Source organism: Phenylobacterium koreense, from assembly GCF_040545335.1.
In the GTDB taxonomy this organism is placed as follows: domain Bacteria; phylum Pseudomonadota; class Alphaproteobacteria; order Caulobacterales; family Caulobacteraceae; genus Phenylobacterium; species Phenylobacterium koreense.
In genome coordinates, this window is record NZ_JBEPLU010000001.1 from 433,475 (window position 1) to 458,211 (window position 24,737).

A 24,737-nucleotide genomic window follows, 5' to 3' on the forward strand; every position below is an offset into this window, starting at 1 on the left:
CACCGATATAATTCATCGCCTGGAGAATTGAAACGCGCCGGCCGCGAACGGGCGCCGCCGCGTCAGGCGTCGGCGGCGCGCACGGTGCGCTCGATGAAGCCGCCACCGAGAACCCGGTCGGGCTGCTCGGGCGCATAAAGGACGCAGGCCTGTCCAGGCGCCACGCCTTCCTCCAGCGTATCGAGAACCACGGCCACCTGGCCGTCATGGAGCGCCAGCCGTCCGGGGACGGGTTCGCGGGTCGAGCGGACGCGCGCCAGCACCGGGCGGCCGGCGGCGGCGGCCATGTCGTCGCCCTCGCCCAGCCAGTTGGTTTCCTTGAGCGTCAGCGAGCGGGTCAGCAGCGCCTCCCGCGGGCCGACGATCACCTGGCGCTTGTCGGCGTCGATCTTCACCACGAACAGCGGATCGCCCACCGCGATGTTGAGGCCGCGGCGCTGGCCGATCGTGTAGCGCGTCACGCCTTCGTGGCGGCCGAGAATCCGGCCGTCCAGGTGCACGATGTCGCCCGCCTCGGCCCCTTGCGGACGCAGACGGTCGATGATCGTGGTGTAGCGGCCTTCCGGCACGAAGCAGATGTCCTGGCTGTCGGGCTTGTCCGCCGCCGCAAGGCCGAGTTCGGCCGCCACCCGGCGGACTTCCGGCTTCGGCAGCCCGCCCAGCGGGAACCGCAGGAACTCCAGTTGCTCCCGCGTGGTGGCGAACAGGAAGTAGCTCTGGTCGCGGGCCGGATCGACCGCGCGCAGCAACCGCGGGCCGTCCGGGCCATCCTCACGCCGCACATAGTGCCCGGTGGCCATGGCCTGCGCGCCCAGGTCGCGGGCCACGTCCAGCAGGTCGCGGAACTTGACCGTCTGGTTGCAGCGGATGCACGGCACCGGCGTTTCGCCGCGCAGGTAGGCGTCGGCGAAGTCTTCGATGACCTGCTGCTTGAAGCGGCTTTCGTAGTCGAGGACGTAGTGCGGGATGCCGATCATGTCGGCCGCGGTGCGCGCGTCGTGAATGTCCTGGCCCGCGCAGCAGGCGCCCTTCTTCTGGATCGCCGCGCCGTGGTCGTAGAGCTGCAGGGTGACGCCCACCACGTCGTAGCCGGCCCGCGCCAGCAGCGCGGCGGTGACGGTGGAGTCCACCCCGCCCGACATGGCCGCGATCACCCGCGCGCCGGCAGGCAGACCGACGGCGGCGCGCGCGGCCTCGACGGCGGCGTCTGTGAAAAGCGCGTTCATGGCGCGCTATGTAGCGCTTGCCCCGCCGGTTTGCGAGGCGCCGGCCCTATTTCAGGACGCTGAGAAGCGAAGAGTCGCGCAGGGTGATGAACACCTGGCTCGATGCGTTCAGCGCCAGCGTCGCCTTTTCGAGCTCTACCGTGGCGGTCGGCATATCGGCGTCGACGATACCGCCGATCATACCCTTCAGGCTGTTCTGACGGGTGACGAGATCGGCTTTCACGTCGTCGACCCGGGCCTGCATCATGCCGTTGTGGGCGGTGGTGTCGATGACGTCGCTGGCGACGGAGTCCCAGACCGCGAGCTGGCTTTCGAGGAAGGTCCGCTGGGCGTCGCTCAAGGTGCCGTCGAACGAGGTCGCGGGATCCTCGTGGAAGGCCTGCATGGTCTTGAACGCCTCCAGCATGGCCGTTCCCAGGTTGCTGGCGAGGATGCCGGTCTTCACCGTGGTGGCGTCGTCCACCTTATGCTCGGTGATGAAGTCGTCGTTGGCGAAGAAGTCCGAGATCAGCGGCGTCGCCGGGTCGGTGAGGTCGGACAGGTCCTCGGCGGTGACCGGCCTGGTGTCGATCTTGCCGCCGGCGAACATGTACTTGCCGTTGTATTGGGCGTTCATGGCGGCGACGCCGATCTGGAACTGCGCCTGCATCTCCTGCATCAGAGTGTCGGTGCGGCCGGTCGCGATCGCCTCCTCGATGGCCTTCTTCGCCGCCGAGGCCGCATCTCCCAACTGGGTCAGCGAGAAGTCCTGGGTGGTCAGCTTGTCGGCGATGGTGGTGTTCTGCTCGAGATAGCCGCTCAGCCGCGCATCCACCGACCGCATGGCCGTGAGGATCTCCGCGTCGCGGGAAAACTCCTTGAGATTCGAGCCGTTGCGCTGGGTCGCGACCCGGTTGCCGGCTTCGATCTGGGCGCGCTGCGCCTGCATGATGTTCGAAAGGACGAGGTTGTAGTTCCCGACGGTCGTCACGCGATACATGGGTCGGCCTCCGCTAGATCATGCTGGTCAGGACGTCGAACAGCTCCTTCGCCGCCTGGACCATGCGGGCTGAAGCGTTGAAGGCCTGTTGATAGGTGGTCAGGTTCACGAGTTCTTCGTCGACATTGACGCCTTCGACGGCCTGGCGCCTGGCCATGGCCTCGGTGGTGACGGCGTAGGCCGCGTCCATGCGGGTTTCCGCCGCCTCGGCCTGGCGGCCGATCGAGCCGCCGAACTCCGAGGCGTAGCGGGTCAGGGTCATGGTCACCGCGCCGAGCTCGCCGGCGGCGGCGAAGCTGGTGGTCAGGTCGCCCGCCGCGGCGAGCAGCCGGGCGCCGCGGCCGTCGCCCTTGGTCACCGCCGGCTGACCGGCGGCCACGGAAAGGTCGAGGGTCGCCAGGCCCAGCCTCATCGGATCCTCGGCGATGGCCGGATCGACGCTGAGCCGGCCGGCGCGGCCGCTGCGTTCGACCACGCCCAGGCCGAACAACTGGCTCATCGACGGGCCGCCGGCCCCCCGCTCGGTGAGGTCCTGGGTGATGGAGAGGGTCGCGTTCTGCGGCGGCGAGCCCTTGAAGGTCAGGGCGCCCCTGGCGTCCAGGCTGAACTGGCCGTTCATGCCGACCCCGGTCGCCGGGTCGTTCAGGGCGGCCAGCAGGTCGGCCATCGTGCCGCCGGCCGGGACGGCCACGGCGATCTCGCGGATCGGCTTGCCGTCGGCTGCGGCCAGGCCGAACTTGATCGTCTGGCCGGCGGTGAACCCGTGCGGATCGGTGGGCTTCAGGCCGGTCTCGTAGCTGATCATCCCATCGGAACGGATGAGGTCGTTCAGCCCGAAGAAGTGCGAAAAGCCCCTGCCCGCCTTGTTCGACGTGCCTTCGTCGATGGCGATCCGGTTGTCGCCGGTCCCGGTGAGGCTGAGCTTGCCGTTGGCGAAGCTCGCTGTCGCGCTGCCGCCCAGGGCGTTGTTCAGGTCGGTCAGGAAGTTGGCCGAGGTGAAGGCGCCGCCCGGCGTCATGGTCATGGCGTCGAAATCGATCTCGACCGTGTTCTGGACGAGGCCGTCCTTGTCGAGCACAGCCACCGTCGTCTTGCCGGTGAAGCCACTGACGGCGGTGGGCAGGTCAAGGCCGGTGTCACGGCCGGTGAGGCTGTTGGGCGCCGGCGCCGAGGTGGCCTTGTTGTGCGCGGCGTTGATCTGCTCGGCCGCGCGGGAGACGAATTCGCCGAGCTGGTCGGCCATGCCCGGCAAGGTGGTGTCGCGCAGGTCCATCAGGCCGCGGATCTCGCCGCCCTCGATCTTGATGGGCTGGGGGAAACCGAGCCCGCCCTCCGGCTCGACGGCGATATAGCCCTTGGTGGCGTCGGTGCGGTTGTAGCTGAGGGTCGCGGCCTTGCCGTCCCCGGCCAGGAGGATGCCTTCGGTCGAGCGCACGGTGACGCCGCCGTTCGACTTCAGCGTCACGCGGACATTGACCAGCGTGGCCAGTTCGTCGACGAGCTGGCTCTGGATGTTTTCGGAGCCCGAGGCGTCGCCGTTGGTCAGCTTGGCGCGACTGATGTCGGCGTTGAGCTGGTTGATCTGGACCAGCAGGTCGTTCGCGCGATTGACGTTGGCTGAGATCTCCGCGTCGACCGTCTCGCCCAGCTCGGCGAACTGGGCGTTGATCCGGTTGGTCTCGGTGAGGAAGTCCTCGACGTTGGAGATCGCCTGGCTGCGCAGCAGGCTGGACGACGGGTCGTCGGACGCGGCGGAGAAGGCGCTGAAGATCGTGTCCAGGCGCGTGAAGTAGTAGCTGTCGGTGGCCGGATTTCCGAACAGGCTCTGAGCGTTGTCGAGATAACGCGAGACGACTTCCCAGCGGCTGGACTCCGACGAGGAGGTCAGGGTCGCGAGCTGGAGATACTGATCGGTGATCCGGGTCACGCCCTGGATGTCGACGCCCATGCCCTGACCGCCGACCACCAGCGGCGCCTGGTCCACCTTTTTGCGGACATAGCCGGGAGTATTGACGTTCGCGATGTTGTCCGAGGTGACTCGGAGATTCATCTGGGCCGCGTTGAGGCCGGAAGCTGCTGTCTTCAGCGTCGCCGTCAGTGACACGGTTTAACCCTCCGCCCGGCAAAGCTTGTCGCGGGACCCGGCCATTTCTGCCGGGATAATGGTGAACGGCCCGCACAGGCCCTGCGAAAATCCAATGTTTTCAAAGACCCTCTCGCGAGGTGCCTTCGAAACCGTTTCTGGACGCGCAAGAGCGGCGCCAGTTCGGCGGGGTCGGCAGGGAACGCCCCAGCGGGTCGATCGAGGCTCGGCAAAAAACGCCACAAAGCCTGGAAGGGGCGGCCCTATCGGCAGCATTTTTCCCATTCCTTTCAACAACCTGACGAGTTGGCGCGAAGGTTGCTCAGGGATGCGGCGAACGTACCCGGCGCAGAAGCGCTCCCATCGCGAAGTTCCGCCCGGTGCGGAACCGATTGCCGGAAGCCATGACTGCGCCCCTGTTCAATTTGCTGATCGCCAACCCCGTGATCGGCGCCGCTCAGCAGAACGCCGCCGCCCAGGGCCCCCTGGCCGGGTTCGAAGCGTTGCTCGCGGCCTTCTTCGGCGCGCCTGGCGAGGGGGCGGACGCCGCCCTGGCCGGAACTCCCGTGGCGACGCAGGACGACCAGGCCGCCGCGGCCGACGATCCGACCGCCAACGCCACCGACCCGACCGCCCTTCCCACTGATGCGCTGAGCCTGGCCGCCGTGCTAGCGGCGCAGCAGCCGCAGCAGGCCGCGACGACAGAGGACGCAGGTGCGGAGGGCGAGGCCTCCGACGCGCCCAAGGCCGCGACGCCCGCCGGGCCGTTCCAGGCCGCGGCCGAAGCCGAGCAGCAGGCGCGGGCCGAGACCGGCGCCGCCGTTCCCGCGGAAGGAAAGCCGACGCTGCCGCCTCAGGCGGCGCAGGCCCAGGCCGCTCATCCGCCGAAAGCCGCGGGCCTCACCACGAAGGCCAACCCCTCCGACACCGCCCTTGCGGCCGTGTCGCGCGAAGCGGCGGACGCCCCGGCGGACGTCTCCGCCAAGCCGACCGCCCCGGAGGCGCCTCAGCCTCAGACGAAGGGCGGCGAGCCGGCAAGCCAGCCCAAGCCGCAGGCCGTCGCCCAAGCCCCCGCCCAAGCCCCCGTCGCAGCGCCGCCTCCCGCGCCCGCCCCGGCGGCGGCGGCGGTCGAGACCCCCGTCGAAGCCCCGTCGGAGACGGCCCAGACCCTGGCCGCCGCCACACAAAGCCCAGCGGTCGCGGTTCCGGCGACGAAGGAAGCCCCGGCGCTCACGACGCCGCCGAAAAAGGCGAGCGAGGCGTCCCATCGCCAAGCGTCCGGCCCGGCCGCACGCCAGCCCGCCGCCGACCAGCCGGCGCTTGCGAACGCAGTGGCGCCGGTCGCGGAAACCGACGCCGCGCCCGAGGGCAAGGTCTCCACCGAGACCGCGCCAGCCACACCGACCAAGGAAGCCAAGTCCGAGGCGATCGATACGCCGGACTTCCAGCCCTCCGCCCCTGCCGCCAGCGCCCAGGCCAACGCCGCTGCGCCTCACGCGCCACAGGTTCGCGCCACCTCCGAGACGGTGGCCAACCTGACCGCGGCGATCAGCAAGAAGCTTGAGGGCCGGTCCACGAAGTTCGACATCGAGCTCACGCCGGCAGGCCTCGGCCATGTCAGCGTCTCGGTGGAGATCGCCGCCAGCGGCAAGATGAGCGCGGCCATGTCCTTCGACTCCCCGCAGGCGGCCGCGGAGCTGCGTTCGCGCTCCCACGAACTGCATAAGGCCCTGGAACAGGCCGGGTTCGACGTCGCCGGCGGCCTGACCTTCGACGTCAACGGCGACCGCGGCGAGGGCGGCCGCAACCTGGCCCAGCAGCAACAGCAGAACGACGGCGCCGCCTGGCGCGGCCGAGCCTTCCAGGCCGTCCTCGGAACCGCCGGCGAAGCGGCCGAAACCGCCGCCTCCGCTGCTCTCCACTACAGCCGCCGGTCCGACGCCGGCGTGGACATCCGGATCTAGGAGAACCTCCATGGCCATCGATCCGACAACCGCCATCTCGCCGACCAGCGCCACGGCCACCGGACGCACCCGGATGGCCGACAGCTACGAGACGTTCATGAGCCTGCTGACGGCGCAGATCCGGAACCAGGATCCGCTGTCGCCGATGGACTCCACCCAGTTCACCCAGCAACTGGTGCAGATGACCGGCGTCGAGCAGCAACTGCTGACCAACGACCTGCTCGAGAAGCTGGTGACCAACACCGGGTCCGGCATCCAGACCTCGGTCAGCCTGCTGGGCCGCGAGGTCCGCGCGCTGAACGACGAGGCCAAGCTTACCGCCGGCCAGGCCCAGTGGTCCTACAAGCTCGACCGCGAGGCCACCGACGTGACCGTCGAGGTGCTCAACGAGTACGGCAAGGTGGTCCACGTCTCCAAGCCGGAGGACAACAAGGCCGGTGACCACACCTTCACCTGGAACGGCAAGGACATCGAGGGCGCCCAGGCGCCGAACGGCGGGACCTATACCCTGCGCGTCACGGCCAAGGATTCCGCCGGCGAGACCGTCACCTCCACCGGCTTCATCAAGGGCGTGGTGACCGGCGTCGAGCAGACCAACGGCAAGACCTTCATCACCGTCAACGGCGTCCCGATCCCGTGGGAAACGGTCACCTCCATCGCCGAGGTCGGCGACGCCCCCTCGAACGACAACCCCGACAACCCGGACACGGAAACTCCGCCGCCGTCCGAAGAGGCCGCCGCCTAAGCGCGCGCCCGCAACAATCATAGAAGAAGGCAGACCCCATGAGCATCAACAGCGCCATGCTCTCCGGCGTTTCCGGGCTGATCACCAACTCGTCGGCCCTGGCGGCGATCTCCGACAACATCGCCAACGTCAACACTACCGCCTACAAGCGTAACCAGGTGAACTTCGCCAACGTCGTGACCGCCCAGGCGGTGAAGGGCCGCTACTCGGCCGGCGGCGTCCAGGCGGTCACCCGCCAGTTCGTCAGCCAGCAAGGCCTGATCCAGAGCTCGACCTCGCCGACCGACCTCGGCATCTCGGGCGACGGGTTCTTCGTGGTCGCGACCAAGGGCGGCCCGCTGACCCCGGCGGACGAGCGCATCTTCACCCGCTCCGGCTCGTTCAGCGTCGACGCCGACGGTTACCTGGTGAACGACGCCAACCTCTATCTGCAGGGCTGGCCGATCCAGGACGACGGGACGTTCAACGCCAATCCCTCCGACCTGAACATGATGCAGTCGATCAATGTGAAGAACCTGGGCGCCGCGGTCCGCGCGACCAGCAACATCACGGTCAACGCCAACCTCAACAAGACCCAAGCCGCCGACGTCGCCAAGAACGCCGCCTACGCCGCCGGCGAGATGGCTCTTTGGGCCGCCAACCCGGCCGATCCGAACGCGATCCAGCCGGACTTCAGCTTCGAGATGAACGTCATCGACTCCGTGGGCGCCACGCACAAGGTCGCCGTGGCCTTCCTGAAGGACGACAGCGCCCCGAACCTCTGGAAGGCGGAAATGTACGCGGTCCCGGCCTCGGACGTTAACACCCCCAACGGCCTGATCGCCTCCGGCGACATCGCCTTCACGGCCGACGGCCAACTGGACCTGGCGAACGCCGCCACCACGCTCTTCGGCCCCACCGCCACGCTCCAGCTCGGCGCCTCGGGCTCGGGCGCGAGCCCCCGCTGGGCCGACAACCTCGGCATCGAAGGCTCGGACATCGACCTCGACTGGGGCACGGTCACGCAATACGCCTCGCCCTCGGTGCTCAACTCTGCGAACTCGGACGGCGCCAACGTCGGGAACGTGGTCGGCGTGGAAGTCGGCGAAGACGGCGTCGTGTCGGCTATTTTCGACAACTCTGAAGTTCGCAAGATTGCGAAGATCGGCCTCGCCAGTTTCGCCAATCCAGATGGCCTGGCCGCGGTCAGCGGAAATGCTTATCGCGCCACCATTCCTTCCGGTGAATTCGTGATCAAGCAGCCGGGCCTGGCCGGCGCGGGTGAAATCGCCGCCGGCACCTTGGAAGCTTCCACCGTCGATCTCTCGGCGGAGTTCACAGGCCTGATCACCACCCAGAAAGCTTACTCGGCATCTTCCAAGATCATCACAACAGCCGACCAGATGCTTGAGGAGTTGATCAACATTAAGAGGTAATATTTGGCGTTAATTTCTCTAACCATCGACCAACAACTTAAACTGTACCAAAAGCGCACACCGTTAAATCATGGATAAGGTTTTGTTTACTATCGTGATTCACCGGCTGTTATGCTCGCCGGTCTACGGTCGGCCGGAACAGTGATGGTCGGAAAGGCGTAAAGCCATGTTGCAACAACAGCAGACACGCACGAACAGCCGCGGCGAGGCGTACGTGATCGGCCCGACGGGCGCGCCTCTGACGCTTAAGGACCTGCCGCCGGCCGACACCGGCCGCTGGGTCATCCGTCGCAAGGCCGAGGTTGTCGCCGCCGTGCGCGGCGGGCTGCTGACGCTGGACGAAGCTTGCGACCGCTACTCGCTGACCAACGAGGAATTCCTCGCCTGGCAGAAGTCGATCGACCGTCACGGCCTCGCCGGGCTGCGCACCACGCGCCTGCAACAGTATCGCTGAGCCCCCAGCCCCTCTGGGGCTCGAGGCGAAATGACGGCCGCGCCGCTGCCCCGGCGCGGCCGTTGTCGTTTCGGGCTGGGCGAAGGGCGGAAAGCGGCCGGCGCCATTCCGTCACGGTGTTCGATTAGCGTCCTCACCTCGCCTCCAGGGAGAAGCGCCATGAAGATCGTCACCAGCCTGAGCTTTCAGGGCCAATGCCGCGAAGCCTTCGACTTCTACGCCCGGGTCCTCGGCGGAAAGGTCACCGCCGCCTATCCGTTCGGCGAGGGACCGGCCGACATGCAGGTCGATCCCAAGTACAAGGATTGGCTGATGCACTGCTGGCTGGAGGTCGGCGACCAGGCGCTGATGGGCGCGGATATTCCGCCCGAGTTCGGACCGAACATCGACAAGCCCAAGAACGGCTTCGACGTCACCTTCCACACCGAAGACCTGGCCGAAGCCCGCCGCGTGTTCGACGCCCTGTCGGACGGGGGCAAGGTCGGGATGGCCTTCGGCGAGACGTTCTGGTCGCCGGGCTACGGCAGCCTGACGGACAAGTTCGGCATTCCGTGGATGGTCAGCACCACGCCCGGCCAGAACTGGTCCCCGTCAGCCGCGAGCTGATCCTACAGTTCGGCGATGTCGAGCCTGGCGAGACGCTCGCGCCGCTCGGCATAGCGGCCACCTTGAGCCGCTGTGCTCAGGAACGTCTCAAGGATGCGCTCGGCGGCGGCCTCGTCGGTGACGTCTGCGCCCAGGACCAGCATGTTGGCGTCGCCGTGCTCGCGCGCGGGGGCGCTCTCCTCCGTCGTGTGAAGCAGCGTCGCCCGCACGAAGGGAAAGCGGTTGGCGGTCATCGCCATCATCTGGCCGCTGCCGCACATCCCGATGGCGAAGTCGGACCGGCCCGTCTTGATCTCCGCCACCAACCGAAGCGCGTAGTCCATCGCATCGACACGCTCGGCGGCGCTGGCGGTCCCGCAATCGTTCACCGAATAGCCATTGGCGAGCAGCCAGCCCTTCAGCCGCGCCTTCATGGCCACGCCTCGATGGTCGGACGCGATCGAGATCGGCTTGTCGGTCAGCTTGCGGGTCATGGCGCAGCCTAGCGCGGCTCTGGAAGCAGGCGCAATTCGCCCGTCTTGGACTGCGCGGCGCCCGCAACCTTGATCGGGCCTGACGCGTTCCCGCACCGCGCAGAACGCGGGAGGTCGGGATGAAGGCTCTCGTCTATAACGGACCTGGCAAGAAGGCGCTCGAGGAACGGCCCAAGCCCGAGGTGAAGGACGCCGGTGACGCTGTCGTTCGGGTGCTGAAGACCACCATCTGCGGCACCGACCTGCACATCCTGAAGGGCGACGTGCCGACCTGCACGCCCGGCCGGATCCTGGGTCACGAGGGCGTCGGGGTGATCGACAGCGTCGGCGCGGGCGTGACGGCGTTCAAGCCGGGCGACCATGTGCTGGTGTCCTGCATCTCAGCCTGCGGCAGGTGCGACTATTGCCGGCGCGGCATGTATTCCCACTGCCGGACGGGCGGCTGGATCCTGGGCAACGAGATCGACGGGACCCAGGCCGAGTTCGTGCGCATCCCGCACGCGGACACCAGCCTCTACCCGATCCCGGAGGGGGCCGACGAGGAGGCGCTGGTCATGCTCAGCGACATCCTCCCCACCGGCTTCGAGTGCGGCGTCCTGAACGGCAAGGTCGCGCCGGGCTCGACGGTGGCGATCGTCGGCTCAGGCCCGATCGGCCTGGCGGCCCTGCTCACCGCCCAGTTCTATTCGCCCGCCCAGATCATCATGCTCGACCTGGACGAAAATCGGCTGCAGGTCGCCAAGCGCTTCGGCGCGACCCATACGATCAACGCTTCCGGAGAGGCGGCGGCCGAGCAGGTAAAGGCCCTGACCGGCGGCATGGGCGTGGACACGGCGATCGAGGCGGTCGGCGTTCCGGCCACCTTCATCACCTGCCAGGACATCGTCGCCCCGGGCGGGGTGATCGCCAATGTCGGCGTGCACGGGGTCAAGGTCGACCTGCACCTGGAGCGGCTGTGGTCGCAGAACATCTCGATCACCACCCGGCTGGTCGATACGGTGACCACGCCCATGCTGCTGAAGACCGTGGGCGCACAAAGGATCGACCCCAAGCTGCTGATCACCCATCACTTCAAGCTGGATCAGATCCTCGACGCCTACGACACCTTCGGCCGCGCGGCGGAGACCCAGGCGCTGAAGGTGATCATCGAGGCCTGAAACCCGCGATGGCCCTCACTCGGCGCTTTGCTGGTGTTGAACGAGCCGCCATCGACCGTCCGTTCGAAGGTAGGTCGACGTGCATACGCAGCGATAGGCGGCGCTGGCGTCCCTCTGCGCCTCGGCCCGGTAGCTCAGCACGGCCAAGTCCTCATCGACCTCGCTCAAGACCGCGTCGCGCGTCGAGACCGACCGCCATCTCTGCCCGCCTATGGTCTCCATCACCGCGGCCCTGTCGAGAGTCCCGACCCCGGCGAAGGCCATCAGGCAGGCAGAATGAAGCAACTGCGCGTATTCCTCCACGCCGCCGAGCCAGAGCTTTTCCTCGGTAGGCCAGAGATCCTGGAAGGTCATGGCGCCGCTCCCTGCGGCGCAGGTTCAAGCCGCGCCGCCCGGAAAGAAACGCGCGAAATCCTTGTCGGTGACCCGCGCGAGGGTCTGGCGGTAGTCGTCGTAATGCGCCCCGCCGGCGGTGATCCGCCCGAACGCCGGCTGGGTCACGCGGCGCAGGGGGATAAAGGCGATCGGGGCGGCGGCCGGGGTCAGGTGGCTGCCCTGACCGGCCTGCAGCGTGGCCAGCACGCCGTACATCTCGCCGCCGATCGCCGGGCGGCCGAGAATGACCAGCCGAAACTGGCCCTGCTCGTTGGTGACGAGATAGATGTGGCCCGACTGGTTGGACAGCGACACCAGGCCCTTCTGGGTAAAGTCGGCGTCCTGGCGCGCAGCCTCGCGGAACGCCAGGCTGGACGAGGCCTCTTCCCAAGCGATCTCGGTCCGGTAGGCGAAGACGGCCGTGGGGTCCTCGAACGAGGGGCGCAGGGTCAGGTATTCGCCCTGCAGCCAGGCGACCGCGGTGCGCGAATAGGCGCCCAGCGTCTCAGGGGCCAGGCCAGGCGACGGCGAGGCCGCCTCGCGGGCCGGCGCGCGCAGGGGCGCGCCCAGGGCCTCCTCCAGCCGGATGGTCGTGGCCAGGGTGAAGGGCCGGCGGCCGGCCAGGGCCTTCTCCAGCGTCGAGATGCTGATCTTGGCCAGATCGGCCAAGGCCTGGCGCGAGAGGCGGCGGCGGGCCAGCTCCTCGCGCACTCGCGCGGCGATGGCCTGGCTCAGTTCGGTCGAAAGGTCGGCTTCCCCCGGGGCCAGGGTCATCGTCTCAGCTCCTGACGAATCCGCACATTTCCGCACATTGCGGCGCCTCGCCGGACCCGGCAAGGCGGGCGCCGGATGATCTGCACGGCTTGCGCACGAACTATGCCGATCATGAGGCTCGCGGCGGGCGGGCAGTGTGAAGAGAAGGGAGATCTCTCGCTTTCGAGATGAGGAGATCATCCCATGTCTGCTTTCGACGTCGGCGTCGGGCCGCGCCGCCCCCGCCTCATCGCCCTCGCGGCCCTGGCGCTGGCCATGCTGGCCGCCCTGGTGTTCGGCCAGAAGAGCTTCGCCGGCGAGCCCGGCGACGTGACCTCCGGCGCCCTGGTGATGCGCGCCAGGGGCGGCGATGCGGTGGTCGAGGCCGTGCGGCTGGGAACCGACATCGACATGACGGTCAGCGGCCTGACCGTGCGCACCCGCGTCACCCAGGCCTTTCGCAACAACACTGACCACTGGGTCGAGGCGGTCTATGTCTATCCCCTGCCCGAGGACGGCGGGGTCGACACCCTGAAGATGGTGGTCGGGAACAAGGTCATCGTCGGCGAGATCAAGCAGAAGGCGCAGGCCCAGGCGATCTACGAGGCCGCCAAGGCCCAGGGCGTGAAGGCCAGCCTGGTCGAGCAGGGCCGCCCGAACATGTTCACCAACTCGGTCGCCAATGTCGGCCCAGGCGAGACGGTGCTGGTGCAGATCGAATACCAGGCGCCCGTCTCGGTCTCCGGCGGCGACTATTCGCTGCGCGCGCCGCTGGTGGTCGCACCGCGCTACACCTCGCCCGGCGCGGCGCCCGCCCCTGACGCCCTGGCCCCGATCGTCGACCCGCGAGTGCGGGGCAAGATCAATCCGGTGAGCATCACCGTCCACCTGCGAGCCGGCTTCCCGCTGGCCGCCGTGTCCAGCGCCACCCACGCCCTGGAGGTGCGCGACGAGCGTGGCGGCAAGAAGATCAGCCTGGCCGCGGGCGAGGTTCCGGCCGACCGCGACTTCGTACTGACCTGGCGGGCCAAGCCGATGGCCGCCCCGGCCGTGGGCCTCTTCCACGAGAAGGTGGCCGGCGCCGACTATGTGCTGGCCCAACTGACGCCGCCGATCACCATGCGCGCTGCGCCGCCCGCGCCCCGCGACATCGTCTTCGTGATCGACAATTCCGGCTCGATGGGCGGGGAATCCATGCGGCAGGCCAAGGCCAGCCTGGCCTACGGGCTGGCGCACCTGAAGGCAGGCGACCGCTTCAACGTGGTGCGCTTCGACGACAGCCTGACGGTGCTGTTCCCCAAGGTGGTCGCGGCCGACGCGGCCCATGTGGCCAGGGCCCAGCGCTTCGTCGCCAGCCTGGACGCCGATGGCGGCACAGAGATGGTCCCGGCCATGGCTGCGGCGCTGGCCGACGATCACGCCGGCGACGCCGGCCGGGTGCGCCAGGTGGTGTTCCTGACCGACGGGGCGATCGGCGATGAGCAAGGCCTGTTCGACACCATCAGCGCCAGCCGCGGCCGCTCGCGGGTGTTCATGGTCGGGATCGGCTCGGCGCCCAACACCTACCTGATGAGCCGCGCCGCGGAGCTGGGCCGGGGAACCTTCACCCACATCGGTTCGACCGACGCGGTCGAGGACGCCATGCGCGCCCTGTTCGACAAGCTGGAAAACCCGGTCGCCACCAACCTGACGGCGACATTCGAAGGGACGCAGGCCGACCTGGCGCCGGCCGTGCTGCCCGACCTCTACCGCGGCGAGCCGGTGACGGTGGCGGCGAGGGTCGGGGCGATGAAGGGGACCTTGCGGATCAGCGGCGTGATCGACGGCAAGCCGTGGGAGACCCGCATCTCGCTGAAGGACGCCGAGGCCGGCAAGGGCATCTCCAAGCTGTGGGCCCGCCGCAAGATCACCGACGCCGAAGTGGCCCGCAGCCTGGGCCAGATCAGCGAGGACGCGGCGGACGCCCGGGTGCTGGAACTGGGTCTGGAGCACCAGCTCGTGACCAGCCAGACCAGCCTGGTGGCGGTCGACAAGACCCCGTCGCGCCCGGCCGGAACCCCGCTGGCCCGCGCCGACCTGCCGCTGAACCTGCCGGCCGGCTGGGACTTCGACGTGCTGTTCGGCGGCGCCCGCCATCCCGGCGCGGACGGCCAGGCCGATGCGGAGCCCGGTGAGCAGGCCGGCGGCCTCGACCTGCCGCAGACGGCGACCGACGGCCCGATGCTGGTCACGATCGGCCTCTCCCTGCTGGCTTTGGGCGGGTTGATGGGCGCCGGCGGCTGGATGCTGGCGGGCCGGAGGAAGGCGGCGTGAGGCGGCGGCTCCTGTTCCTGGCCCCGGCGGCGCTAGTCGCAGCCGTGGGGCTGGGGCTCTGCGGCCAGGGGCTGTCGATCCCGGCCAAGGCGGCCCTGGCCCAGGCGCTGCTCGAGCGCGCCTTCGACCGCTCGGTCGCCACGGGCCAGCCGGTGAAGCCGTGGCCCTGGGCCGACACCTGGCCGGTGGCGAAGGTCACCTTCCCGCGCCTGGCCCGCACGGTGATCGTGCTGGACAGCGCCAGCGGCCAGGCGCTGGCCTTCGGGCCCGGCCACGTCGCCGGCACGCCCCAGGCCGGCGACCGGGGCACGGCGGTCTACGCCGCGCATCGCGACACCCACTTCGCGCTGCTGGGCCAGGTGAAGACCGGCGACGCCATCGAGGTGGAGCGCATCGACGGCCGCCAGGCCCGCTTCGAAGTGGCCGGCGCCCAGGTGGTGCGTTGGGACGCCTCGGGGATCGATCCGAACGGGCCGGGCCGCAAACTGGCCCTGGCGACCTGCTGGCCGCTCGACGCCAAGGCCCACGGGCCGCTGCGCTACCTGGTCTGGGCCGAGCCAGCTCAGCGCTGGTAGGGAGCGCCGAGCAGGTTGACGTCGGAGAGCTTGCGCACGGTGACCGCGATGCGTTCGCGCTCGCCAGCGCGACGCTCCACCAGCAGGCGCGCCACCTGGGCGTCGTCGTGGAAGGCGTAGCCCTTGATGGCGTCGAGGATGGCCTTGGCCAGGTTGTCGAGGTCGATCCAGGGCGGATCGCCGACATATTCCATCACGATATCGACCGCGAACTCGCCCCAGGTCGGCCGCGAACCGCGCCAGGCCTTGCGGAAGAACTCGTAGATCAGCGGCTTGTAGTATTTGGCCTGGGTGGTCAGGCCATCGACCACGACCTCGACCACGCCGTCGCTTTCGCGGGCGCGCACCTTGCCATGCTGGGTCCAATCGTCGTCCATGCTGCTCCCATAGGCCCTCGACGCCTTGCAGTCTCGCCCGCGTTCGTTAAACCGGCGCTGCGCATTGAACGGAGCCCTGCACATGACCGCGACCCGCACCGAAACCGACACATTCGGACCTATCGAGGTCGCGACCAATGTCTACTGGGGCGCTCAGTCCCAGCGCTCGATCGGCAACTTCAAGATCGGCTGGGAGAAGCAGCCGAAGCCGATCATCCGCGCCCTCGGCATCGTCAAGCGCGCCGCCGCCGAAGCCAATATGGAGCTCGGCCGCCTGGACCCGACCATCGGCAAGGCGATCATCGCCGCGGCCCAGGAAGTGATCGACGGCAAGCTGGACGACCACTTCCCGCTGGTGGTCTGGCAGACCGGCTCGGGCACCCAGTCCAACATGAACGCCAACGAGGTGATCTCGAACCGCGCCATCGAGATGCTGGGCGGCGAGATGGGCTCCAAGAAGCCCGTCCACCCAAACGACCACGTCAATATGAGCCAGTCGTCGAACGACACCTATCCGACGGCCATGCACATCGCCTGCGCCGAGCAGGTGGCCAAGGACGTGATGCCGGCCCTGGAGCACCTGCACGCGGCCCTGAAGGCCAAGTCCAAGGACTTCGAGCACATCATCAAGATCGGCCGCACCCATACCCAGGACGCCACGCCGCTGACCCTGGGCCAGGAGTTCTCCGGCTACTCGCAGCAGATCGCCAACGGCGTGCGCCGGATCAAGGACACCCTCTATGGCCTCTATGAGCTTGCCCAGGGCGGCACCGCGGTCGGCACCGGCCTGAACGCCCCGGTCGGCTTCGCCGAGCTGGTGGCCAAGAAGATCGCCGACATCACCAAGCTGCCCTTCGTGACCGCCCCGAACAAGTTCGAAGCCCTGGCCGCGCACGACGCCATGGTGTTCAGCCACGGCGCGATCAACACCGTCGCCGGTTCGCTGTTCAAGATCGCCAACGACATCCGCTTCCTGGGCTCCGGCCCGCGCTCGGGCCTCGGCGAGCTGTCGCTGCCGGAGAACGAGCCGGGCTCGTCGATCATGCCGGGCAAGGTCAACCCGACCCAGTGCGAGGCCATGACCATGGTCTGCGCCCAGATCTTCGGGAACAACGCCGCCCTCACCTTCTCGGGCGCCTCGGGCCACTTCGAGCTGAACGTCTTCAATCCGGTGATGGCCTACAACTTCCTGCAGTCCTGCCGCCTGCTGGCGGACGCGGCCGTGTCGTTCACCGACAACTGCGTGGTCGGCATCGAGGCCCGTGAGGACAACATCAAGGCGGCGCTGGAACGCTCGCTGATGCTGGTCACCGCCCTAGCCCCGAAGATCGGCTACGACAACGCCGCCAAGATCGCCAAGACCGCCCACAAGAACGGCACCACACTGCGCGAGGAAGCGGTCGGCGGCGGCTACGTCACCGACGCCGAGTTCGACGAGGTGGTCCGCCCGGAAAAGATGATCAGCCCCGGCTGATCATTCGCCGCACGCGAGCAACAAAAAGGCCGCTCTTCGGAGCGGCCTTTTCTTTTGGGGATGCGGCCTGCGTCAGGCTTTGCGCTGCACGGCGAAGTCGGCCAGGTCCTCGAGGGCCGGACGCCAGCTATTGCTGGCGGCGAAATCGACGAGGCGGCTCTTGGCCGTGGCGGCGTAGTTCTCGGCCAGGGCCAGGGTGGCCGCGTCGGCGCCGGTGGAGGCGATCAGCTCGCAGGCGCGGGCGAAGTCCTCGTCGGTCTGTTCGCGGCGGCCGACGGCGCGGTCCCAAAACGGCTTTTCCGCAGTCCCAGTCCCGGCGATGGCGAGCAGCAGCGGCAGGGTCGCCTTGCCCTCGCGGAAGTCGTCGCCCGGGTTCTTGCCCAGGGTGTCGCTGGCGCCGGTGTAATCGAGGGCGTCGTCGATCAGCTGGAAGGCCAGGCCCAGGTCCTGGCCGAAGCGCCGAAGGGCCTCGCAGCGTTCCGGCGAGGCGCCGGCCGAGACAGCGCCAGCCTCGGCGGCGGCGGCGAACAGCTCGGCGGTCTTGGCCTTGATGATCTCCAGGTAGAGGTCCTGGGACAGGTTCAGGTCGTGGGCGCGGGTGAGCTGCAGCACCTCGCCCTCGGCGATGACGCGGCTGGCGCGGGCGAGGATCTCCAGGGCCTGCATGGAGCCGGCCTCTACCATCAGCTCGAAGGCGCGGGCGAACAGGAAGTCGCCGACCAGCACGCTGGCCGGAGCGCCCCAGATCAGGTGAGCGGCGACCTTGCCGCGGCGAAGCTGGGAAGAATCGACCACGTCGTCGTGGAGGAGCGTGGCGGTGTGGATAAACTCGACCGCGGCGGCCAACTTGATGCAGGCGTCGTCCTCGCCCCCGGCCACCCGGGCCGCGGCGATGGTGAGCAACGGGCGCAGGCGCTTGGCCGAACCGCCGATGAGGTGCTCGGCCAGGGCGGGAATCACCGAAACCGGGCTCTGCATCCGGTCCCGGATCAGCGCATCGACCTTGGCCATATCGGGGCGCGCCAGTTCCAGCAGGCCCTCGATCGAGACGGCGTGCTGGCGGGCGACAGTGGCGCTAGCGGCGTCCAAAATACCGAAACTCCAAGGTCTTCTACGTAGATCCAGAAGCCCAACGTTTGCGCGCGACAATGGTCACGCGATAGACGAGGGTCAAGGCGGGGGCTTAGCCGTCCCTGAGCGCAAATGGAACCTGTCACAGAGCATATTAGAGTCGAGGTCAGCATAGATCGCGTCCTGGGAGGGCGCGTATCGCTGCGCCAGGGCCGCCAGGGCTATCGCGCCGGCATGGACGCGGCCCTGCTGGCGGCGGCCTGCGACGCGCCCGAAGGCGCGCGGGTGCTGGAGATCGGCTGCGGGGTCGGCGGCGCTCTTTTGGCCGCGGCGGCCAGGCGCCCCGGCGTGCGCTTCCTCGGCCTGGAGGCCAATCCCGAGGCCGCCGCCCTTGCCCGCGAGAACGTCGCCGCCAACGGCATGGGCGAGCGGGTCGAGGTCATCGACGGCGACATCGGCCGCCGGTTCCACAGCTACGGCCTGGCCCCATTCGACGCGGCCATGGCCAATCCGCCGTTCTTCGACGACGCAGGGACCCTGCGCGCACCCGCGGAGGCCAAGCGCCAGGCGTGGATCGCCGAGGGTGGGCTGGCCGCCTGGACGGCGTTTCTGCTCAAGGCGGTGCGCGAGGGCGGGTCGATCACCCTGGTCCACCGCGCCGACCGGCTGGCCGACATCCTGGCCCTGCTGGCGCCCAAGGCCGGCTCGTTCCAGGTCCGGCCGATTCACGCCCACGCCGATGCGCCGGCGAAGCGGATCCTGGTGCGGGCGCTGAAGACCGGCAAGGCGCCGCTGCAGCTCCTGCCGCCCCTGGTGCTGCACCCGCGCACGGGAGCCAAACACACCGCCGAAGCCGAGGCCATCCTGCGTGGCGAGGCCTCGCTGGGCTGGCTCTAACCGATCAGGGCCGCCACATAGGCGTCGCGCCAGGCGATGACGTCGGTCTTGCGCAGGTTGTCCATGAGAGCGGTCCAGCGCTCGATCCGTTCGGCCCGCTCCATGCCGAGCCCCTTCACGATCCCCTCGGCGACGGCGGCCCGATCGAAGGGATTGACGATCAGCGCCTCGGCCATCTGCTCGCTGGCGCCGGCGAACTGCGAGAGCACCAGGACGCCGGGGTCCTTTGGATCCTGCGCGGCCACGTACTCCTTGGCCACCAGGTTCATGCCGTCGCGCAGGGGTGTGACCAGGCCTATGCGCGCGGCCCGGTAGACGCCGGCCAGCTCGTCGCGGCGATAGGTGCGGTTCACATAGCGGATCGGCACCCAGTCCACCGTGGCGAAGGCGCCGTTGATCCGGCCGCTCACCGCGTCGAGGCGGGCGCGGATTTCCTGGTAGGCGACCACCTCCTCGCGGCTGGGGGTGGCGATCTGCAGGAGAAACACCTTCTCGCGCAGCTCCTCGTGGTCGTGAAGGACCTGCTCGTAGGCCAGGAAGCGGTCCTCCAGCCCCTTGGAGTAGTCGAGGCGATCGACGCCGATGATCATGTCCCGGCCGTTCACGCTGGCGCGCATGCGTTCATATTCGGCCTGGGCGACCGGACCTTCGGCGGCGGCGACGAAATTCTCGACGTCGAGGCCGATCGGGAAGGCGCCGATCCTGGCCGAGCGACCGAAGGCGTGGGCGACGCCTTCGTCGTCGATCGAACCTTCGGCCTCGGTGCGGACATAGTCGCGGAAGGCCCCGGTGGAATCCTCGGTCTGGAAGCCGAGCAAGTCGTAGTCGAAGAGCGCAGCCACCAGCTCGCGGTGGTCCGGCAGGGTGATCAGCAACCGCCGAGCCGGCCAGGGGATGTGCAGGAAGAACCCGATCCGGTTCTTCAGACCCCGCGCCCGCAGCTCCCGCGCCAGGGGGATCAGGTGGTAGTCGTGGACCCAGATGAAGTCGTCGGGCCCGACCAGCGGGGTCAGGGCGTCGGCGAAGCGCGCGTTGACCCGTGCATAGCCCTCGCTGAAGGTCCGCTCGTAGGCGCTGAGGTCCACCCGGTAGTGGAACAGCGGCCAGAGAGTCCGGTTGGCGTAGCCGTTGTAGTATTCCAGCCGGTCCTGTTCCTCGAGATCGACCGTGGCGACGGTGACCCCGCCGATCCGCTGGACCGAGAGCTGGCCGGTGTATTCGTCGACCGTCTGGCCGCTCCAGCCGAACCAGACGCCGCTGTGCTCGCGCAGGGCGGCGGCGAGCGCCATGGCCAGGCCGCCGACGGCGCCGTCTCCTGTATCTCCGGGCGGCTGGACGCGATTGGAGACGACGATCAGGCGTCCCATGGGCCGCACTCCCGATTACTGCTGACGCGCGCGACGATCGCACGTATAGATTTGCGCAGGACGCTTAATTCAGAGCTCTTTCCTGCAAAACGTCAGAATATAGATCGCCGCTGGACTATAACGCAGCAGGCGCTGCCATTGATCCAAGCGGACGCTCAAAACTAATTGAAGGTGTTATTCGACGCACCCGACGGTGGTCTTTTATCACACCTGACGCCACCGTCGCCCAACCTCACGCACCTGTGAGATTCACCCAGCGACACCCGGTCACATCCTTCGCCGTGCGCTTTGGCTCCATATGGTCCCTCTCGGAGTGAGCGATGCGCGCGCCACGCGCGGCGCGACCAGCCGAAATCGAAAAGGAGACCACGGACGCCGATGCTGCGCGCCTTGACGCCCCCTGCCGCCCATCAGATCAAGCACTGGCTGGCCCATGCCTGGTCCACGCTCGCCTTCGCCGTCCTGGCGACCGGCGTGTTGCAGGTCGGCGCCCACGCCGCGGCCCGCGCCGACTTCATCAGCGCCCATCCCGAGCCCGCTCGGGTCGTGGAATTGACGCCGACCATGCGCACGGTGCAGGTGCTGACCTGGGAAGGCGCAGACGTCGACGGCGACGGCGCGCCGGATTTCGCGAACCCCACCGGCAAGGCGCCGCGCGTCCACGACGCCTATGGCTACGGTGCGTTCGGCGCCTCGCGCGACGGCGGCTCACGCAGGCACGAGGGCGTCGACTACATGGCCGAGGCCGGCCAGGACGTCACCGCTCCCCTCTCCGGCTACGTCACCAAGATCGGCGCGGCCTACGCCGGCGACAACGATCTGAAGTTCGTCGAGATCACCAACAGGGCCATCGATTACACGGCGCGGGTCTTCTATGTGGATCCCACGGTCGGGGTCGGCGACGTGGTGCGCCTGGGCCAAGTCATCGGCGCCGCGCACAGCCTGCAGCACAAGTACCCGGGCGGCATGACCAACCACGTGCATCTCGAGGTGTTCGGCACGAACCAGAAACGCCTCGATGCGACCGCCCTGCTCACCCAGGAATATGTGACCCGGATCGTCGGCTAGGCTAGGCCGGCTATTTCGCGACCGCGGCGGGCCGCTCGCTCACGGGCGGGGCGACGCGCGGCGGCTTCTTTGTCGGGGGTGTATAGACGCCCGCCGTGCTGGTCGAGGCCACACCTCCCCCGCTCTCGTCCACGCAGCCGACCAGCGAACCGGTGTGGAGCAGATTATCCTTTCCCAGATAGCTGCAGGCCTTTCCGTCATAGGCCGAACAGGCGGCGACCTTGTCGTAGACGCCGTCTTGGACGCCGGCCGACGTGTTGCAGGCGCATCTGCACATCGGCTTGGACTGCTGCTGCGGCTTCTGTTGCGCATGGGCCCCGCCGGCGACGAGCATCGACAGGGCGGCGAACGCGGACAGGGCGTGTGTGAAACGCATGGATTAGCTCCCCTTGCTGATCGCCCACCCCCGCGCTCAACCGAAAGAACAACGTTCGAATATCTCAGCCGCAGTCGACCCCGCCAGCAAAAAGAAAAGGCCCAGGCTTTCGCCTGGGCCTCTGCGTTTCGCTCTGGTCGAAGCCTTAGTTGCGCGACTGGTCGACCAGCTTGTTCTTGGTGATCCAGGGCATCATGGCGCGCAGGCGCTGGCCGACTTCCTCGATCTGGTGTTCCGAGGCACGGCGGCGGGTGGCCTTCAGGCTCGGCTGGCCGGCTTCGTTCTCCAGCATGAAGTCGCGGACGAAACGGCCGGACTGGATGTCTTCCAGCACCTTCTTCATTTCCGCCTTGGTGTCGGCGGTCACGACGCGCGGGCCGGTGACGTACTCGCCGTACTCGGCGGTGTTGGAGATCGAGTAATTCATGTTCGAGATGCCGCCTTCGTAGATCAGGTCCACGATCAGCTTCACCTCGTGCAGGCACTCGAAATAGGCCATCTCGGGGGCGTAGCCCGCCTCGACCAGGGTTTCGAAGCCAGCGCGGATCAGTTCCACCAGGCCACCGCAGAGCACGGCCTGTTCGCCGAACAGGTCAGTCTCGCACTCTTCACGGAAGGTCGTCTCGATGACGCCCGAACGGCCGCCGCCGATGGCCGAGGCGTAGGCCAGGCCCAGGTCGAGGGCGTTGCCGGTCGGGTTGGCGTGGATGGCGATCAGGCAGGGCACGCCGCCGCCCTTCTGGTATTCGCCGCGCACGGTGTGGCCCGGGCCCTTCGGGGCGACCATCAGGACGTCGATGGTGTCCTTGGGCTCGATCAGGTTGAAGTGCACGTTCAGGCCGTGGGCGAACAGCAGGGCCGAGCCGTCCTTGATGTGCGGAGCGATTTCGTTGGCGTAGATGCCGCGCTGCAGTTCGTCGGGCGCCAGGACCATGATGGCGTCGGCCCAGGCCGAGGCCTCGGCGACGGTCATGACCTTCAGGCCGTCGGCTTCCACCTTCTTGGCGGTGGCCGAGCCGGGACGCAGGGCTACCACGACGTCCTTGACGCCGGAGTCCTTAAGGTTGAGCGCGTGAGCGCGACCTTGGCTGCCATAGCCTACGATCGCGATCTTCTTGTCCAGGATGCGGGCGAGGTCGGCGTCGCGGTCATAGTAGACGCGCATGATCATTCTCCTGAAGTCGAAGGTAGCCGCGGTTTCACGCAACGGCGCCGCAGCAAAGGCCGGGCTATGGAGGGGAATTTTGCGCCGAGGTCAAGGGAGGCTCGCCCCAATGCGGCGTTTCGCCGGAAAAACCGATCGCGAACGGTCGTGCTTGAACCCAAAGCGCCGCCGTCCGACATAGACTATCCAAATTCGGAGGACACCTGCATGGCGGCGACGCCCAAGGACGTGGTCGGCTTCTGGACGGCCGCCGGACCGGAGAAGTGGTTCAAGAAGAACCCCAAGTTCGACCACTCGATCGCGCTGAAGTTCGAGCCGGTCCACCACGCGGCTGCGCGCGGCGAGTACGACGCCTGGATGGCGAGCGCCGAGGGCTCGCTGGCCCTGCTGATCCTGCTCGACCAGTTTCCCCGCAACCTCTACCGCAACTCAGGGCACGCCTTCGCCACCGACTCCAAGGCGCGGAGCATCGCCCGCGCGGCTGTTGCGTCAGGCCAGGACCGGGCCGTCGATCCGACGCTCCGCCAGTTCTTCTACCTGCCCTTCGAGCATTCGGAGGAGAAGGCCGACCAGGACGAGGCCGTCCGGCTGTTCACGATCCTCAAGGAGGAGAGCGGCGACGGCGAAGGGCTGCGCTGGGCCGAGCTGCACCGCGACATCATCGTGAAATTCGGGCGCTTCCCGCACCGAAACCGCTGCCTGGGGCGGGCGACCACCCCCAACGAGCAGGCGTTCCTCGACGAGGGCGGCTTCGCCGGCTAGCGCCGGTCAGCGGATATCCCGCTGGACCTGCATCCGCGAGGTGTCGTTCTGCGCGTCCTGGCGTAGCTGGCGCCATTCGGACTCGGTGTGGCAGACGCGCTTGCCGAAGCGGGAGCCAGTCACCGGCTCCTCCTTGCAGACCATCTTTTCCTTTTGCGGCTTGGCGGCTGCGGGAGCGGCGGCCGGGGTGGACTGCGGCGCGGCCTGGGCGATCGGTTCGCCGGCCGCAAACAGAGCCACCGAGGCGAGAAGTGAAATGAACACTGGAGATAGATCCTGTCTGGAGGGCGCGCCTTCTCAGGCGGCGCCGAAGTTCGCTTTTCGCAAACCTGCGATATTTCGCGCTGGCGGTCCAGCGGCGCGCCGACCCGAGATTCCCAGTGGAGCGGCGCCGTATGCCCCGATAGGTTGCGCCCATGTCGACCGAAACCCAGCAAGCCCGCGCCGAGACGCTCAAGCACCACTTCGGGCGATTGGGGCTGTCGGCCAAGCCGGCCTTCCTGGCCCTTTACGCCGTCGCGGCGCTGGCGCTGTTCGGCTATGCGCAGAAGTTCGTTCCGGCTTCGCTGCTGCGCTATCCGTTCGGGCTTCTCTTCTTCCTCCCGCCGGGCGCGGTGCTGGCGGCCTGGATCTTCCGCACCAGCCGCGGCGGTTTCCGGTTCGACTGGAAGTGGGCGTTCCTGTCGGGCGTCGTCGCCCTGCTGCTCTGGGAGGGCGTGGCCAAGGGCGCGGCATGGGCGGTCACGCAGGCGACCGGAACCCCGTACGACCAAGCCTTCCCGCTGGAGCGGAACGTGAAGCCTGCGCCGGGCAAGAACTTCTACCGCAACGACATCACCGGCACGAAGTGCCTCCACCGCCTGCAGGGAAAGCTGCTGCACGACACCCTGCCGCAGCACCTGTGCCTGGAGGGCGCGGACTACTCGAAACTGGCCGACGGCGTGCAGGACGTGCGGCTACACGGACGGGTGGGCTTGCTTGGCCGAAGCATAGACGGATATGAGCTGCCGGCTCGCACTTCGCCCTCTTCGGGCGCAGACTGAAGGCTCCGAATCACCCGCA

The 24,737-nt window shown here is 68.2% G+C and carries 25 protein-coding genes; 13 read left to right on the forward strand and 12 right to left on the reverse strand.

Annotated elements, in window-relative coordinates:
* Positions 1-62 precede the first annotated feature (62 nt).
* The 3 genes from mnmA to flgK are packed head-to-tail and all read right to left on the reverse strand — an operon-like array spanning position 63 to position 4,309.
* Positions 63-1,226 (reverse strand): tRNA 2-thiouridine(34) synthase MnmA, encoded by a 1,164-nt coding sequence (gene mnmA / locus ABID41_RS02130; protein WP_354297115.1) that lies wholly within the window; start codon positions 1,224-1,226, stop codon positions 63-65.
* Positions 1,227-1,272: 46 nt separating this feature from the next.
* The gene (locus ABID41_RS02135; protein ID WP_331930315.1) at positions 1,273-2,205 is read right to left on the reverse strand and encodes a flagellin; all 933 of its coding nucleotides are present in this window, start codon (positions 2,203-2,205) and stop codon (positions 1,273-1,275) included.
* 13 nt (positions 2,206-2,218) lie between these two features.
* Positions 2,219-4,309, reverse strand: a complete 2,091-nt coding sequence (gene flgK, locus ABID41_RS02140; protein WP_354297116.1) for a flagellar hook-associated protein FlgK — start codon at positions 4,307-4,309, stop codon at positions 2,219-2,221.
* A 383-nt stretch (positions 4,310-4,692) separates the two neighbouring features.
* Here flgK and ABID41_RS02145 point away from each other — a divergent pair, with 383 nt between their 5' ends.
* From ABID41_RS02145 to ABID41_RS02165, 5 genes are all read left to right on the forward strand, one after another.
* On the forward strand, positions 4,693-6,252 hold the full coding sequence (locus tag ABID41_RS02145) for a flagellar hook-length control protein FliK (protein WP_354297117.1): 1,560 nt from the start codon (positions 4,693-4,695) through the stop codon (positions 6,250-6,252).
* A 10-nt stretch (positions 6,253-6,262) separates the two neighbouring features.
* On the forward strand, positions 6,263-6,997 hold the full coding sequence (locus ABID41_RS02150; protein ID WP_331932714.1) for a flagellar hook assembly protein FlgD: 735 nt from the start codon (positions 6,263-6,265) through the stop codon (positions 6,995-6,997).
* A 38-nt stretch (positions 6,998-7,035) separates the two neighbouring features.
* The gene (locus ABID41_RS02155) at positions 7,036-8,412 is read left to right on the forward strand and encodes a flagellar hook protein FlgE (protein WP_331932715.1); all 1,377 of its coding nucleotides are present in this window, start codon (positions 7,036-7,038) and stop codon (positions 8,410-8,412) included.
* Between the two features lie 166 nt (positions 8,413-8,578).
* Positions 8,579-8,866 carry a CtrA inhibitor SciP gene (gene sciP / locus ABID41_RS02160; RefSeq protein WP_331932716.1) on the forward strand — a complete coding sequence of 96 codons (288 nt, stop codon included), beginning with the start codon at positions 8,579-8,581 and terminating at the stop codon, positions 8,864-8,866.
* A 159-nt stretch (positions 8,867-9,025) separates the two neighbouring features.
* On the forward strand, positions 9,026-9,472 hold the full coding sequence (locus ABID41_RS02165; protein WP_331932717.1) for a VOC family protein: 447 nt from the start codon (positions 9,026-9,028) through the stop codon (positions 9,470-9,472).
* 2 nt (positions 9,473-9,474) lie between these two features.
* Here ABID41_RS02165 and ABID41_RS02170 read toward each other — a convergent pair whose 3' ends face one another.
* Complete coding sequence (locus ABID41_RS02170) at positions 9,475-9,945, reverse strand: RpiB/LacA/LacB family sugar-phosphate isomerase (protein WP_331932718.1); 471 nt, start codon at positions 9,943-9,945, stop codon at positions 9,475-9,477.
* A 119-nt stretch (positions 9,946-10,064) separates the two neighbouring features.
* On the opposite strand from ABID41_RS02170, the gene ABID41_RS02175 reads away from it, so the two are divergent.
* On the forward strand, positions 10,065-11,102 hold the full coding sequence (locus tag ABID41_RS02175; RefSeq protein WP_331932719.1) for a zinc-dependent alcohol dehydrogenase family protein: 1,038 nt from the start codon (positions 10,065-10,067) through the stop codon (positions 11,100-11,102).
* A 15-nt stretch (positions 11,103-11,117) separates the two neighbouring features.
* On the opposite strand, the gene ABID41_RS02180 is transcribed toward ABID41_RS02175, so the two are convergent.
* Positions 11,118-11,456, reverse strand: a complete 339-nt coding sequence (locus ABID41_RS02180) for a nuclear transport factor 2 family protein (protein ID WP_331932720.1) — start codon at positions 11,454-11,456, stop codon at positions 11,118-11,120.
* 24 nt (positions 11,457-11,480) lie between these two features.
* Entirely contained in the window at positions 11,481-12,251 is a 771-nt protein-coding gene (locus tag ABID41_RS02185) for a helix-turn-helix domain-containing protein (protein WP_354297118.1), read from the reverse strand.
* 183 nt (positions 12,252-12,434) lie between these two features.
* Between ABID41_RS02185 and ABID41_RS02190 the strand changes: the two genes are divergently transcribed.
* Together ABID41_RS02190 and ABID41_RS02195 are read left to right on the forward strand one after the other, a co-directional pair.
* Entirely contained in the window at positions 12,435-14,543 is a 2,109-nt protein-coding gene (locus ABID41_RS02190) for a marine proteobacterial sortase target protein (protein ID WP_354297119.1), read from the forward strand.
* A complete protein-coding gene (locus tag ABID41_RS02195; RefSeq protein WP_354297120.1) occupies positions 14,540-15,118 on the forward strand; it encodes a class GN sortase in 579 nt (192 codons plus the stop codon). Before ABID41_RS02190 ends, ABID41_RS02195 begins: the two co-directional genes overlap by 4 nt.
* Here the strand turns inward: ABID41_RS02195 and ABID41_RS02200 are convergent.
* The gene (locus ABID41_RS02200; RefSeq protein ID WP_331928409.1) at positions 15,106-15,495 is read right to left on the reverse strand and encodes a RusA family crossover junction endodeoxyribonuclease; all 390 of its coding nucleotides are present in this window, start codon (positions 15,493-15,495) and stop codon (positions 15,106-15,108) included. The two genes, ABID41_RS02195 and ABID41_RS02200, sit on opposite strands and share 13 nt — an antisense overlap.
* An 82-nt stretch (positions 15,496-15,577) precedes the next feature.
* Between ABID41_RS02200 and fumC the strand changes: the two genes are divergently transcribed.
* Positions 15,578-16,969 (forward strand): class II fumarate hydratase, encoded by a 1,392-nt coding sequence (gene fumC / locus ABID41_RS02205; protein WP_331928407.1) that lies wholly within the window; start codon positions 15,578-15,580, stop codon positions 16,967-16,969.
* 72 nt (positions 16,970-17,041) lie between these two features.
* Here fumC and ABID41_RS02210 read toward each other — a convergent pair whose 3' ends face one another.
* Positions 17,042-18,058 carry a polyprenyl synthetase family protein gene (locus ABID41_RS02210; protein WP_331928405.1) on the reverse strand — a complete coding sequence of 339 codons (1,017 nt, stop codon included), beginning with the start codon at positions 18,056-18,058 and terminating at the stop codon, positions 17,042-17,044.
* Between the two features lie 114 nt (positions 18,059-18,172).
* Here ABID41_RS02210 and ABID41_RS02215 point away from each other — a divergent pair, with 114 nt between their 5' ends.
* Positions 18,173-18,937, forward strand: a complete 765-nt coding sequence (locus ABID41_RS02215) for a tRNA1(Val) (adenine(37)-N6)-methyltransferase (RefSeq protein ID WP_354297121.1) — start codon at positions 18,173-18,175, stop codon at positions 18,935-18,937.
* On the opposite strand, the gene ABID41_RS02220 is transcribed toward ABID41_RS02215, so the two are convergent.
* Positions 18,934-20,304 carry an alpha,alpha-trehalose-phosphate synthase (UDP-forming) gene (locus ABID41_RS02220; protein WP_331929975.1) on the reverse strand — a complete coding sequence of 457 codons (1,371 nt, stop codon included), beginning with the start codon at positions 20,302-20,304 and terminating at the stop codon, positions 18,934-18,936. The genes ABID41_RS02215 and ABID41_RS02220 overlap by 4 nt on opposite strands.
* Positions 20,305-20,682: 378 nt before the next feature.
* Here ABID41_RS02220 and ABID41_RS02225 point away from each other — a divergent pair, with 378 nt between their 5' ends.
* Positions 20,683-21,372, forward strand: coding sequence for a M23 family metallopeptidase (locus ABID41_RS02225; RefSeq protein WP_331929977.1), 690 nt, complete (start codon positions 20,683-20,685; stop codon positions 21,370-21,372).
* A 10-nt stretch (positions 21,373-21,382) separates the two neighbouring features.
* Here the strand turns inward: ABID41_RS02225 and ABID41_RS02230 are convergent, their stop codons facing one another.
* Both ABID41_RS02230 and ilvC read right to left on the reverse strand, forming a co-directional pair.
* A complete protein-coding gene (locus ABID41_RS02230) occupies positions 21,383-21,748 on the reverse strand; it encodes a hypothetical protein (protein ID WP_331929979.1) in 366 nt (121 codons plus the stop codon).
* Positions 21,749-21,893: 145 nt separating this feature from the next.
* On the reverse strand, positions 21,894-22,913 hold the full coding sequence (gene ilvC, locus ABID41_RS02235) for a ketol-acid reductoisomerase (RefSeq protein ID WP_331929981.1): 1,020 nt from the start codon (positions 22,911-22,913) through the stop codon (positions 21,894-21,896).
* 207 nt (positions 22,914-23,120) lie between these two features.
* On the opposite strand from ilvC, the gene ABID41_RS02240 reads away from it, so the two are divergent.
* Entirely contained in the window at positions 23,121-23,675 is a 555-nt protein-coding gene (locus ABID41_RS02240; protein ID WP_331929983.1) for a DUF924 family protein, read from the forward strand.
* Between the two features lie 6 nt (positions 23,676-23,681).
* On the opposite strand, the gene ABID41_RS02245 is transcribed toward ABID41_RS02240, so the two are convergent.
* Positions 23,682-23,939, reverse strand: a complete 258-nt coding sequence (locus tag ABID41_RS02245; protein WP_331929985.1) for a hypothetical protein — start codon at positions 23,937-23,939, stop codon at positions 23,682-23,684.
* Between the two features lie 152 nt (positions 23,940-24,091).
* On the opposite strand from ABID41_RS02245, the gene ABID41_RS02250 reads away from it, so the two are divergent.
* Complete coding sequence (locus ABID41_RS02250; RefSeq protein ID WP_331929987.1) at positions 24,092-24,718, forward strand: hypothetical protein; 627 nt, start codon at positions 24,092-24,094, stop codon at positions 24,716-24,718.
* The last annotated feature ends 19 nt before the right edge of the window (positions 24,719-24,737 follow it).